The organism is Thiothrix eikelboomii (assembly GCF_900167255.1).
Taxonomy (GTDB): domain Bacteria; phylum Pseudomonadota; class Gammaproteobacteria; order Thiotrichales; family Thiotrichaceae; genus Thiolinea; species Thiolinea eikelboomii.
In genome coordinates this window covers 56,289-69,312 of the sequence record NZ_FUYB01000010.1, presented here as the reverse complement: position 1 = coordinate 69,312, position 13,024 = coordinate 56,289, and the positions used below count along the sequence as shown (strand labels likewise).

Sequence of the window (13,024 nt, the reverse complement as noted above, 5' to 3'; positions counted from 1 at the left end):
TAAGGAAGTAGGTGACTTGAGCAAGGATAAAATTAAACTCAACCAGCGCAAGCGTGTTAGTTTGCAACAAGCCTCGATGATCGTCTTTATGGGGATCGCAGCCGTGCTGCTGTTAGCCCTCGTCTCATATGATGCTAAAGACCCAGGGCCTTTTGTGCACAATAATAGCGGCATTGGTGTGGCGGTGTGCAAAAACCTCGCGGGCTGTAAGGGTGCATGGTTAGCCAATTTTCTGTATGGCTTATTAGGTTATTTTGCCTATGCCGTGCCGGTGGTCTTAGTGGCTTTAGGCTTGACTGCCTTCCGCTATCCAAAACATTTACGCACACCTGCGAATCCTATTGGGGGTCTGAATGATGTGATTACGATAGTGGGGGCGATTTTGACCCTCGTGGCAGGGAGTGGTTTGGCGCACATGCTATTTGTACCTTATCCCGATGGCATTGGTGGGGGTATCCTTGGGTCTGTGGTAACGGGTGGTCTACAAGGTACCTTCTTAGGCTTTTATGGCAGTTTGCTGGTGTTATTGTCCTTGTTTTTGGGAGGGTTGACCGTAGTCGCAGATATTTCATGGGGAGAGGTCACTGAAAAGGTCGGTGATTTCATGTTGAGTGTCTTTGAAAAAGCACAAGGCATGAAGGATAAGCATGCTCCTACAGTCGCGGCAGCCTCTGGCACAACCTTAAGTGTAAGTAAGGACTTATTAAAATCGAGTGGTGAGTCGGTGAGTAAAATGGGGGCTTTGCTCGGTAAGGTTTCAGCGTTGCAATCGTTAAAAGAGCAAATGACGGGTAAGCGTAATCCATTAGAAACCGACCCCTATGGATCACACGATCCACTGTTTGATGATCATGGGGTTGCTGAGCGTGAGCAGCCCTTAGACTTAGAGCGCACCGACAAGCCAACCAAAACTTTAGAAGTACCGACCAAATTGCCAGTGAAAGAGGTGGCTGAGGAAAAAACGCCGAGAGTGCGGACGACAGCAGCGGATCAGGCCGTGCGGGATAATGTTTTGGCAGATGCTGCTTATACCCTAAATCCTGATAGCTCCGTGACCTTACCGCGCTTATCACTGTTAAATCCACCACCTTCAGCGAAGGATCGGGTCCGTCAGTCGAAAGAAGCTTTGGATTTACTGGCCTCCCGCTTAGTGGAGTCGCTGGGACATTATGGAGTGAAAGATACAACCGTGGTGGCTTGTGAGCCAGGACCTGTGATTACTCGCTTTGAGTTGCAGCTGCCGGATGGGACGAAAGCTAGCAAGATTTCTGGGTTAGCCAATGATTTAGCCCGCAATATGTGCGTTTCTAGTGTGCGTGTGGTGGAGGTTATTCCGGGGCGACCGACGATTGGGATTGAAGTGCCGAATGAAAAGCGCGATGTGGTCACGATTAGTGAGTTGATTGAGTCGCGTGCTTATCAAAAAAGTGTCTCGCCACTCACTTTAGCTTTGGGTAAAGATATTGCTGGTAATCCGATTGTAGCCGATTTAGCACGGATGCCACATTTACTGGTGGCAGGTACAACCGGCTCAGGGAAATCAGTGGCAGTGAATGCCATGCTCTTAAGCTTATTGTATAAAGCAACCCCCGAGCAGGTGCGCCTCATTTTGATTGACCCCAAAATGTTAGAGTTAAGTAGCTATGAGAATATTCCGCATTTATTAGCTCCTGTTGTCACCGATATGAAAGATTCTGCCAATGCCTTGCGTTGGTGTGTGGCAGAGATGGAGCGCCGCTATTTGCTGATGTCTAAGCTAAAAGTGCGCAATATCACCGGTTTCAATACGAAGGTAGAAGAAGCCGAGGCTCGTGGTGAACCCATTCCTGACCCCTTATTTGACCCTGCTAAATCGCTAGACATGCAGCCCCAAGCTTTACAACCCTTGCCTTATATCGTCATTGTGATCGACGAATTTGCCGATATGATGATGGTGGTGGGGAAAAAGGTGGAAGAGTTGATTGCACGCCTAGCCCAAAAAGCACGGGCAGCGGGGATTCACTTGATTTTAGCGACGCAACGGCCTTCCGTGGATGTGATTACGGGTTTGATTAAGGCAAATATTCCTTCGCGGATTGCTTTCCAAGTGTCGACTAAAATCGACTCACGGACGATTCTCGATCAAGGTGGGGCGGATCAGCTACTCGGCTATGGTGATATGTTGTATATGCCACCGGGTACGTCCATCCCACAACGCATTCATGGTGCCCTCGTTACTGACCAAGAAGTGGAGGATGTAGCCACTTATCTGAAGCAGCAACGGGAACCTGAATATATTGTTGGTGTCCTAGCTGATACGGAAGGTGGTTCGGATGCGATTCCGGGCTTAGAGCCATTAGAAGCCGGTGAAGAGGCTGATCCGCTGTACGATGAGGCGGTGAAAGTTGTTACTGAATCGCGTCGGGCTTCGATTTCCTATCTGCAACGCCGTTTAAAAGTGGGTTATAACCGTGCAGCACGCATGATTGAGGATATGGAGCTTGCGGGAGTGGTTAGTGCAGTGCTAGCCAATGGTACCCGTGATGTGCTCGCACCGCCACCGGTCGATGATTATTAGATTAAAAATAGTTAAATTGTAGTTAAATTGAAATTAGTTAAATTAAGACTAATTAGATTAAAGCTAATTAAATTAAAATTAGGATCTTGTTGAGTTTTATGATGAAAAAACTATTAGTCAGCGTATTTTTGGTGGTTGGTTTAATGCAAGGTGTTTATGCCGAAACTGATACCTCACCTTCTACTGGGCAGGTTTCAGCCGCCGATGGGCGTGCACAGTTAAACCAATTTTTTACCACGGTCAATTCCATGCAGTCTAGCTTTGTGCAAGAAGTCTATGATGACAAAGGCAAACTTAAGCAGAATTCTAAAGGCACGGTTTATTTATCGCGTCCGGGCAAATTCCGTTGGGAATATGCGGCTCCTGAGTCGCATCAAATTGTTGCCGATGGTAAAAATGTTTGGGTGTATGATGTGGAGTTAGATCAAGTCACCGTCAAACCGATGACCCAAGCCCTATCCGCTGCCCCAGTGGGCATGTTATTAAGTAAGCAACCGGTTGAAAAGCAGTTTGCAGTCGAGCCAATGGAGGCCGAAAACAGTAAATTGTCTTGGTTTCGCCTCAAGCCGCATAAAAAAGACTCTGATTTCACCACGATGGATCTGGGGATGAGTGAGCAGGGGATTCAAGAAATGGTTTTGGGCGATAAGTTCGGTCAGCAGACTTATATTCATTTCCGAGGAATGAAGCTGGATGTGAATATTGATACTTCACGGTTTCAGTTCAAGCCACCGGCAGGTGTCGATGTGATTGGTAAGCCATCTTAAGCTGAGTATGGCGACTGCCTTCACACCCCTAGCAGAGCGGATGCGTCCGCGAACTTTAGCCACTTATGTGGGGCAGTCGCATTTATTGGCACCCGCCAAACCCTTGCGTCGTGCTTTAGAGGAAGGCTATCTGCATTCAATGCTATTTTGGGGGCCGCCGGGGACAGGTAAAACCACTTTGGCGCGCTTGATTGCTCACTATTGGCAAGCTGAGTTTTTAACCCTGTCTGCGGTGCTCGCAGGTGTAAAGGAAATTCGGGCAGCTGTTGAGGTCGCTCAAAATAATCGTCAGCAATTTGGCAAAGCCACGGTGCTATTTGTTGATGAAGTCCATCGTTTCAATAAAGCCCAGCAAGATGCTTTCCTGCCACATATTGAAGCGGGTGTGCTGATTTTTATTGGTGCAACGACTGAAAATCCTTCGTTTGAGCTGAATAATGCACTGCTTTCACGGGTGCGGACTTATGTCTTGCGTAGTTTAAGCCCTGCTGAGTTACATCAGATTTTACAGCAGGCTTTAACCGATCCAGAGCAGGGTTTAGGTGCGCGGAGTTTGAAACTGAGTGCGACGGCTTTAGAGCAATTAGTGCAGATGGCAGACGGTGATGCTCGTCGGGCTTTAGTGTGGCTAGAGCTAGCGGCTGATCTAGCTGAAGCAACCGAGCAAGGTTGGCTGATCAGTGATGAAACCATCCATGAAGTTACCAGTGGTTCGTTACGGCGTTTTGATAAAGCAGGCGATTTATTCTATGAGCAAATTTCAGCCTTACATAAATCAATTCGTGGGACTGATCCAGACGCGGCTTTGTATTGGTTTTGTCGCATGCTAGATGGGGGCTGTGACCCTTTATATATTGCTCGGCGGCTGGTAAGGATGGCCTCCGAGGATATTGGCAATGCCGATCCACGCGGTTTGCAACTTGCCTTAAATGCTTGGGATGCTTATGAGCGCTTAGGTAGCCCTGAAGGTGAGTTGATGCTAGCTCAAGCCGTGGTTTATTTGGCTTGTGCACCCAAAAGTAATGCGAGTTATCGTGCTTTTAAACAAGCAATGGCCGATGCAAAGCAATTCGGCTCACTAGATGTACCGCTGCATCTGCGTAATGCGCCCACAAAACTGATGCAAGCTCTGGATTATGGCCGCGCTTATCGCTATGCCCATGACGAAACCGATGCGTATGCAGCTGGCGAAAACTATTTCCCCGAACCGCTCAAAGGTCGGCGTTATTACCAACCAGTTGAGCGGGGTTTAGAGCTGAAAATTCGTGAAAAACTGGCGAAGCTGCGCGGAGAGTCTTAGCTTGCACCATTTTCATAAAGAATATTATTCGGTTTGCTTAAAGTATTATCACGAATCGTGGTGGTGTTAACCGGATCATTGATGGCTTGGCGAACCACACTATAGACCCAAATATCCGGCCCTGATTTAGTACCGATAAAACTATTATTGGTAATCACCGTACCATTGTCTTGTACACGAATACCAAATTTATTGTGATTGATCTTGTTATTGCTAATAATATTATTTTGAGCAATATCACGATAGTATTTATTAGAATTAGCAGTATAAATCAGTGGGTCACCACAGGTAAAATCAGCCAGATTTCGATCAGCCCGCTCAGCGACCCAAATCGCAGTTTCCTCAGCAGAAAAGTCATTACTTGTGATCAAATTAGAGTTAGAGCCATAGCGATGGGGGGCCGTGAGTGGTTCTTCTTCAAACTCCCAACAGTTTTTATATAAATATACCCCACCATCACCATTGTCCCGGAAAGTATTATGACTAATTTGATTATGACTGGAGGCATCGACTGCAATTGCTTCACGGCGAGAGGTTTCATCGCGCCGGGGGAAACGTTTTAAAGTTTCAGTATCATAATTAGAGAAGCCATTGCCTTCAAATACGGAATTTTCAATCAAAGCATACTCAGTATCAGCACCTAAATAAATACCTGAATTAGATGAGCCTAAAATGCGCGTATTATTGACGTTTAAATGCGTGATATAGCGATTAAGAAAAATTCCGTGCATGTGGGAATTAATGATCCGTGAGTTGAATACATTAATTCGAGTTGGCGCGATTGCTTGAATGGTGCTTTCTTGAATAGTCCCATTGCGTAAGCCTAATAAGGTATTTTGTTTTAATTCAATATGTGCAGTAATGGCATCACTGTAATTTAAGAATTGGCAATTGCGAATAGTGACATTACTGACCCGCACGCCAGCCTCAGCTCCTTTGACAATAATCCCATAGCGGGTGGGGGCTGTTGCTGGGGTATAGGCTTTACCGTATTTATTGCGCGCTACGGTGGTCAATCCATTAAACACCGCCTGATTACAGTTTAGTTCGACATTAGGGCGGTCAATCAGCACTGTGACCTGTTGGAAGGTGCAATTAGCGGGCAAGCTGAGTGACTCGCGTAAGGTAATCGTGCTATTCGCCTGCCAGTTAGGGCAAGCGGTATTGTTGGTCGTAGGGAAAGTGATGACGCTTGAGTAATCTTTGTCTGGATAAAGATTATTATCAATATCTGTTTGAATATCATCCAGTTGCTCATCGCTGCAGGCTGTTAGCAAGACAATTGCCAACAGGCTAGCTAGTACGGCTCGATCTATTTTCATCATGATAGCCTGACCTGATTGTCGATTTGAGTGGTTTTTAAGTCTAGCCGCTTTAAGGCTAGCTTGCATTAATCCCTTGATAGTGCAGGTGTTGTAATACCTGTTGATGTAATTCAGGGCTGGCCGCCGCTAAGATACTGGTACTGGCGAGGTTCAAGGTTTGCCCGTTTAAATCAGTTAAGACCCCGCCTGCTTCCTGCACGATCACGGAGAGAGCGGCGACATCGAGAATATTGACATCCGATTCAATCACGATCTCTAATTTACCGCTGGCTAATAAGTGATAATGCAGAAAATCACCATAACCGCGAATCCGTTGTACTTGAGGGATGATCTGGCCTAAAGCAGCCCATTGCGGGCTAGCGGCTAAGGAGGCGATATTCCCTAAAGACAATGCTGCTTGTTTTAACTCGGTATAGCCACTGACTTTAAGGGGTTGGTTATTGAGGAAAGCGCCTTGACCTCGCTCGGCATACGCTAATTCACCAAAGGCGGGGGCATTAGAAACGCCTAAAATCAGCTCAGAGCCTTGCATCAGGGCAATCTGAGTCGAAAACATCGGATAGCGGCGCACGAAGCTTTTCGTCCCATCAATCGGATCAATTAGCCAAGTGTATTCGGCATCGGGGTTGGTTTTGCCAGTTTCTTCACCGAAAAAACCATGCTCTGGGAAGCGGGCTAGAATCAGGTTTTTAATAGCTTGTTCGGCTTCAAGATCTGCAATGGTGACCGGAGATTGATCAGGTTTTAATTCAATATCAAAGCTGCCGTGGTAGTAATGCAGGATAATCTCTTGAGCAGTACGCGCTGCTTCAAGTGCCGTGTGCAGGAAAGGACTCATCATTAGGTTAATTTCGCTGAAAGTAAGTCAAAAAAAGCGACATTCAGCAGGATTAGCTGACGCGCGTCAAGTGCTCATTTTAAGTGTTTTGAGGCGGGTCGGCAGAATTGCGTTATAATCAGCAGTCAAAATAACTACCACCTAGGAGTCGGGGATGGAGTATCGCCGTTTAGGAAAAACTGATATTAAAGTCAGCAAGATTTGTTTAGGTACCATGACCTTCGGTGAGCAAAACACGGAAGCCGAGGCACATCAACAGCTTGATTATGCCCTAGAACAGGGTATTAACTTCATTGATGCAGCAGAAATGTATCCCGTGCCGATTAATGCCGCTACGCAAGGCCGCACTGAACAGTATATTGGTACTTGGCTAAACAAACGCTCGGATCGAGATCAATTTGTTCTTGCAAGTAAAGTAGCTGGACCTGGGCGAAAAGAAGTGCTAGGGCATTTACGAGAGGGACCGCGTTTAAGTGCTGAGCATATTCAGCAAGCATGCGAGGCTAGCTTGCAACGGTTACAGACAGATTATCTGGATCTTTATCAAGTCCATTGGCCTAGTCGCAATACAAATTATTTTGGGCAACTCGGTTATCGCTATGGCAAAGACCATCATCCCGAAACGATTACAGAAACCTTGACTGCTTTAGGTCAACTGGTCTCTGCAGGCAAGGTACGCCAGATTGGCTTATCCAATGAAACCCCTTGGGGTTTAGCTGAATACTTAAGCTTAGCTAAAGACTTAAATTTGCCTTCCGTGGTGACCATACAAAATCCCTATAGTTTGTTAAATCGTAGCTATGAAGTGGGTTTAGCTGAGTTTGCCCATCGTAGTTCTGTGGGCTTATTAGCCTATTCACCTCTTGGTTTTGGTGTGCTCAGTGGTAAATATTTGCAGGGGCAGCGTCCAGAGGGAACTCGCTTGACACGCTGGGGGCAATACTTCACTCGCTATACGCATGAGCATGCACAAACAGTGACTCAACAGTATGTTGAATTGGCTCAACAGCACGGCTTAGATCCAGCACAAATGGCTTTGGCTTATGTGAATTCACGCCCCTTCTTAACGGCTAATATTATTGGTGCTACCACTATGGAACAGCTCCGCAAGAATATTGCCAGTGTGGATTTAGTGTTATCTGAGGAAGTCCTGAAAGGCATTGAAGCGATTCATGATGCTCATCCTAATCCTTGTCCTTAGTGGATACTGCTAATGATTGTGTATATTCATGGCTTTCTTTCCTCATCACTTTCAGTAAAAGCGCAACTGACTCAGCGTTGGCTAGCCGCGCAAGGGCGTGAGCAAGAGTGGGTTTGCCCTGATTTGCCCCCGTATCCACTGGAGGCAATGCAAATTTTAGAGTCGATAGTGCAAGATGCTAAAGAGCCACCACACTTAATTGGCAGCTCCTTAGGTGGCTTCTATGCAACGGTATTGGTTGCACGCTTTCGTTTGAAAGCAGTGGTCGTGAATCCGGCGGTGCATCCGGGGCTGGTATTGCGTCCAGCTGTAGGGCTAATTAAGAGTTTTTATGGCGACCAGCAATACGAATTCACTCAAGCCCATTTGCAAGAACTCCATGCTCTCGATTTGCCTGCACCGCTTTATCCAGAGCAGATCCTGTTTATGCAAGAGCGCGGTGATGAAGTTTTAGACTGGCAGGAAGGCTTGGCTTATTATCGTGCTTGCCATCAGCTGGTGTTTGCAGGCGGCAATCATAGCTTTAGTCGCTATTCGGCGGTATTGGATTTAATGGATCATTTTTTTAGAGATTAATCATGACGCTTGAGCATCTTTTATTGCGGCTGCAAGATCCACAGCAGCTCAAATTTGCGGAGGTTATTGCTACCCTTGAAACCTATTATCAGTACACACCACAAAGCTTTAATAATGGCTTAGGTGCAGAGGTTATCCATAATCCGGCAGGTACAAATGAAGGTTCTTGCAAGGTGTTTGCTTTTGGCTTGCTTCAGCAATTGTCAGCTGAGCAAACTTTAGCTTGCTTTGCCGAACATTACCAGAATGTGCTCGCCACCCCAGAGGGTAGTGATCATGCGAATATTCGCAGTTTTATGCGTCACGGTTGGGCGGGGCTTGAATTTCTCGGATCTGAGCCTGCGTTAAAAAGTAAGTCAGGGGGTTGACTATTTAGGTACTAAATTGAGGCCATTGGAAGTTGGCCTCTGTGTGGTTGGCTAAGCTTAGTTAGCTCATGCTAATCACTAAACCCGCGCTGACCGTTTCCTGCGAGCTTAGGTTGCTGGCTGAAACCTGCATATTGGTTAGGCTAGCTTTGCCAATAATGGTTGCAAATGAGGCATCAGCGGCATCACGCGCCGTACTAATTCGCACTAAGCTACTCAGGGGGGCCATGCGAGTGGCATCGAAGCAATACCAATGACCGCCTAAATAAGCCTCAAATACTCCATGAAAATCTGATGGGGGTTCTAAGCCGGGTGCATAAGCAGATACATAGCGGGCGGGAATCCCTAGGCTACGGCATAAACTGATGCTTAAATGTGCAAAGTCACGACAAACCCCCGCCCGCTGCAATAAGACCTCACAAGCACCACTAGAGGCATTGGTGGTACCAGGTAGATATTCAATATGTTGGTATACCCAGTCGACTACTGCGGCGACCCGTGCATAACTACTGGGGAAATTGGCAAAGGTTTTATAGGCAAAGCGCCCTAGCCGATCTGATTCACAATAGCGACTGGGATTGAGATAAGGTAATACCTCGGGTGGCAATTGTAGATAAGGAGTTTCCGGTAAGGTATAGGGATCCGCCGTATTAACTTGCAAAGCAAGGGTTGCTGCGTAGTCGATACTAAAAAACTCGCTTTGCACTGTCAAACGCAGGCTCCGCCCGCCACAGTTATCCGTGTTAAAGGTTTCATAGGGCAGGTAGGGGTTTAAAATTAAATTTTCTTGCTGAATGATTTGATGCGGATTGAGTGCAGGCATTAAGCTAAAAATAAAGCTGGTAGGTGATTCCAGTTTGTAATCGAGTTTGGTGGCAACTTGAATAAGGCTCATACAGAATCCTCGGGGCAAAAGTGGGGCATGAATAGGGCAGGTAGCAATTACGAAGCAATTTGTGCGCCAATCAAGCGCTGCTTAAACTTAATAGGCTAGTCTATTCACCACAAAATAGTGAATGGCTGGATAGAAATTATGTGATCTAGGCTTGCGTGGTGAGACACTTGGCTTATGATAACAACTTCTGTTATTGAATAAGAAAAAATCTGATGAAGTTAACAACATTGTTATTTGGGGCTATGAGTTTACTGGCAGGTTGCACTGCAATGCCCAATGTGGTCGCACCGCCGAGTATTTCGGTGCAAGACGTGAGTTTACAAAGCCTCTCACTCACGCAAGGTACGGGGTTGGTGAGTTTGAATGTGACCAATCCGAATGCCTTCCCCATTCCATTAGAAGGGGTGCAATATAATTTGCGTTTAAACGGTACACCGGTTGCTAGCGGTGATCAGCGCCAAGCCATGTATCTGCCGCCGAATCAACCCACGGCGGTACAAATCCCTGTGCAATTGCAGTTAGCAACGATTATGCAGCTTGCGCCTGTGCTGTGGCAGAATCGCTCGGTGCAATATCAATTGGATGGAGCCGTGCGCTTGCCGTTTATTAGTGTACCTTTTCAACGGCAGGGTGGGATTGGGGTGAATTAAGTTTGCTCAGGCTAGGTAGTTGTTCAACACAGCTACCTAAACCTGATTTTTAACCCAATCTTTCACAGGCTGGCAGGTTTTTCTGGTTTTCCCTTGATTAAGGGATAGCCTAAATGCTTCATTCGCTAGACACTAGGCTGCTATGCTTTTCTCCTGCAAATCAAGCGAGGTTGTTTATGCGTTGTTTCAAATCTAGGTATTTGGCCGGATTAACTGCACTGGTGATCTGGGCGGTATCGGCAAGTCTGCCTACTCAAGCCGCCACTATTCTCAAGCCTGTCGATCAAGCAGCCCAACAAGCTAGTTTTCTCGAGTTTCGCAATCAGCTCCTGCAAACCTTGGAGCGCAAAGATCTGAAAGGTCTATTGGCGGTGGTGAATAAAGACATTAAAGCTTCTTTTGGTACTGAAAATGGGATCGAGGGTTTTAAAGAGCTGTGGAAGTTGGATCAACCTGCGACTAGCTCTATTTGGCGTGAATTAAGTACTGTGTTAAAAATGGGTGGGTCGTTCAGCAATAAAACTACTTTTGTAGCACCTTATGTGTTTAGCCAATGGCCTGATTCGATAGATGCTTTTGAGTATGCAGCCGTATTAGGCGCTAATGTGCGCATCCGTGCCAAACCCAGCTTAAATGCCAGTATTCTGAAAACCGTGAGTTATGAAATTCTCCCTGTTGAATTCAGCGAAAATCAGCAGTGGGTAACGGTAAAACTCAACGGTGGTAAAAAAGGCTATATCGCCAGTCAATACATTAGAAGCTCGGTGGACTATCGGGCTTTTTTTGAAAAGATCAAGGGGCGCTGGCAAATGACGGTATTTATCGCAGGCGATTAAGCCTAAAGCATGAGGTTAACCCAAAAGCTGACCGTAAGTATCGAAATTAGTGTGGAAAACACCACGATTTGTGAGCTGGCTTGCTCAAATAAAGCATAGCGCATGGCGACAACATGCACTAAAGCGCCCGTCGGTAGAGCCGTCAGCAGCACGCTGGCCACTAACCAAGCAGGATCAGTCACGCCCAGTAGATAACAGGCTAAATAGGTTAACGTCGGATGTACCAGTAACTTGACTCCAATCAACCAGCCTAATTCACCAAGGCTGGTTTGAATCTGCCGAAACTGTAAGCTTGCACCTAAACAGAATAAAGCCACCGGAATCGCTGCGGGTGCGAGCATATCTAAGGTCGTATTCATGACTTGAGGCAGGGTGAGTCCAAAGCCAGAGGCTAATAAACCGAATACGGTGGCAAGGAAAATTGGGCTGCGCAATAAAGACCGATCCAAACTAGCCCAGACTTGTTGGAGGCTCATGCTATGTTGCCGCAAGGCCTCAAGGCACAGTTGTGCACCGCCAATCACCAATAAATTCCCTGCTAAAATAATGCTAATGGTCGCGGCGGACTCACCCAATAAACTAAAAGTGAGCGGAATCCCCATATAGGCATAATTCGCAAACACGCTATTTAAAGCACGCATGACTAATTCAGTCGGTGTTTTGCATTGAAAAAAATAGCGGCTACCCAATATCGCCACGGTAGCGGTCAAAATAATACCTAGTACAAACGCAGCTAAAGCCGGTGCATTGAACAGATCATCTAACGATTGGCGACGGGCAGCATTAAATAACAGTGCAGGTACCGCAAAGTAGTACACAAACAGATTTAAGGCTGGCAGCATGGAGCTATCGAGAATAGTTCTACGAGCGAGATAGCCTAAGCCAATCAGCGTAAATAAGGGGATAATAGCAAAGAGGCTTTCAGTCACAACAAAGTCCGAGTTAACGTGCAAGCGCCGCTATTATACGGATTATCAAGGCTGTGAGTTTAGTTTAAAACCATAGGCTCGCCTGCCAAGCTAAATTGGGGGTTTGCGTACCCGGGCTAGCAACTTGGGTAGCGGCTGTCGGTGGCATATTTTCTAGCCGATATAAAGGATTTTCTTTAGGGGTATGGTCTAATAGGTCTTGCAAAATCGTCATGAACTGTTGGCTAGGATCTAGCAACAACGCACTGTTGTGTTCGGTTAGAAGCTGAACATCAAGGCTACTGGGTTTTTCTGCTAAAGCTAAGGGCTTATGTTGAGATCGTTCTGCCGAGTGAGTTGTTGGTGTAGTCGTTGATGTTGCTGTATGAGGCGTAGACCCTAGCGCTAAGGGTCGATGTGAGGGTAACGAGCCAGAGTTCCTACTCTGGTTAAGATCCAATAGCTCGAGTAATTCGGAGTGCTCGGGTCGTCCTACAGAGGCTGGGTTTAAAGCTAAAGGTTGGTGTTGCGCTGGTCGGGGTGGCTGAGCAGAGATCGGTGTGTCGCGGATTTGCTCAACTTGTTGCTCAACGACTTGATTAAAATGCTGATTAAGGCGTTGTTGCTTAGCATTTTGCTCAAGGTTGGATAAGGGAAGTGAGGATTTAGTTGATTTCCCAAACTCTAAATTAGGCAGCTTGCTTAAGGCTAATGGACGTGTCCGCTTAGGCTCAATGCTTGGAGCGGCTAGTGGCTTAGAGGAAATCATCGAGTCTTATCCCAGTTTTGTCATTTGAGCTATT

13 protein-coding genes are annotated in these 13,024 nt (G+C 46.5%); 8 read left to right on the top strand and 5 right to left on the bottom strand.

Features of this window, described 5'->3' with window-relative positions:
• The first annotated feature begins 16 nt into the window (after positions 1-16).
• The 3 genes from B5D50_RS11265 (at position 17) to B5D50_RS11255 (ending at position 4,624) form a co-directional block, all read left to right on the top strand.
• Positions 17-2,557: a DNA translocase FtsK gene (locus B5D50_RS11265; RefSeq protein WP_327193195.1), complete on the top strand. Its 2,541-nt coding sequence runs from the start codon at positions 17-19 to the stop codon at positions 2,555-2,557.
• Positions 2,558-2,655: 98 nt separating this feature from the next.
• Positions 2,656-3,324, top strand: a complete 669-nt coding sequence (gene lolA / locus B5D50_RS11260; RefSeq protein ID WP_234975862.1) for an outer membrane lipoprotein periplasmic chaperone LolA — start codon at positions 2,656-2,658, stop codon at positions 3,322-3,324.
• A gap of 7 nt (positions 3,325-3,331) precedes the next feature.
• On the top strand, positions 3,332-4,624 hold the full coding sequence (locus B5D50_RS11255; protein ID WP_078922744.1) for a replication-associated recombination protein A: 1,293 nt from the start codon (positions 3,332-3,334) through the stop codon (positions 4,622-4,624).
• Here the strand turns inward: B5D50_RS11255 and B5D50_RS11250 are convergent.
• Both B5D50_RS11250 and B5D50_RS11245 read right to left on the bottom strand, forming a co-directional pair.
• A complete protein-coding gene (locus tag B5D50_RS11250; RefSeq protein ID WP_159448622.1) occupies positions 4,621-5,949 on the bottom strand; it encodes a right-handed parallel beta-helix repeat-containing protein in 1,329 nt (442 codons plus the stop codon). The genes B5D50_RS11255 and B5D50_RS11250 overlap by 4 nt on opposite strands.
• A gap of 55 nt (positions 5,950-6,004) precedes the next feature.
• Positions 6,005-6,790 carry an inositol monophosphatase family protein gene (locus tag B5D50_RS11245; protein WP_234975861.1) on the bottom strand — a complete coding sequence of 262 codons (786 nt, stop codon included), beginning with the start codon at positions 6,788-6,790 and terminating at the stop codon, positions 6,005-6,007.
• A 151-nt stretch (positions 6,791-6,941) separates the two neighbouring features.
• Here B5D50_RS11245 and B5D50_RS11240 point away from each other — a divergent pair, with 151 nt between their 5' ends.
• The 3 genes from B5D50_RS11240 to B5D50_RS11230 are packed head-to-tail and all read left to right on the top strand — an operon-like array spanning position 6,942 to position 8,932.
• Complete coding sequence (locus tag B5D50_RS11240) at positions 6,942-7,988, top strand: NADP(H)-dependent aldo-keto reductase (protein WP_078922742.1); 1,047 nt, start codon at positions 6,942-6,944, stop codon at positions 7,986-7,988.
• Positions 7,989-8,000: 12 nt separating this feature from the next.
• On the top strand, positions 8,001-8,564 hold the full coding sequence (locus B5D50_RS11235; protein WP_078922741.1) for a YqiA/YcfP family alpha/beta fold hydrolase: 564 nt from the start codon (positions 8,001-8,003) through the stop codon (positions 8,562-8,564).
• 2 nt (positions 8,565-8,566) lie between these two features.
• Entirely contained in the window at positions 8,567-8,932 is a 366-nt protein-coding gene (locus tag B5D50_RS11230) for a HopJ type III effector protein (RefSeq protein ID WP_078922740.1), read from the top strand.
• A gap of 61 nt (positions 8,933-8,993) precedes the next feature.
• Here the strand turns inward: B5D50_RS11230 and B5D50_RS11225 are convergent, their stop codons facing one another.
• On the bottom strand, positions 8,994-9,827 hold the full coding sequence (locus tag B5D50_RS11225) for a transglutaminase-like domain-containing protein (protein WP_078922739.1): 834 nt from the start codon (positions 9,825-9,827) through the stop codon (positions 8,994-8,996).
• 212 nt (positions 9,828-10,039) lie between these two features.
• Between B5D50_RS11225 and B5D50_RS11220 the strand changes: the two genes are divergently transcribed.
• On the top strand, positions 10,040-10,477 hold the full coding sequence (locus B5D50_RS11220) for an LEA/WHy family protein (protein ID WP_078922738.1): 438 nt from the start codon (positions 10,040-10,042) through the stop codon (positions 10,475-10,477).
• A gap of 176 nt (positions 10,478-10,653) precedes the next feature.
• Positions 10,654-11,313: an SH3 domain-containing protein gene (locus B5D50_RS11215; protein ID WP_078922737.1), complete on the top strand. Its 660-nt coding sequence runs from the start codon at positions 10,654-10,656 to the stop codon at positions 11,311-11,313.
• Positions 11,314-11,315: 2 nt separating this feature from the next.
• On the opposite strand, the gene B5D50_RS11210 is transcribed toward B5D50_RS11215, so the two are convergent.
• Both B5D50_RS11210 and B5D50_RS11205 read right to left on the bottom strand, forming a co-directional pair.
• Positions 11,316-12,242, bottom strand: coding sequence for an AEC family transporter (locus B5D50_RS11210; RefSeq protein WP_078922736.1), 927 nt, complete (start codon positions 12,240-12,242; stop codon positions 11,316-11,318).
• Positions 12,243-12,306: 64 nt separating this feature from the next.
• Entirely contained in the window at positions 12,307-12,990 is a 684-nt protein-coding gene (locus B5D50_RS11205; RefSeq protein WP_078922735.1) for a hypothetical protein, read from the bottom strand.
• Positions 12,991-13,024 lie beyond the last annotated feature (34 nt).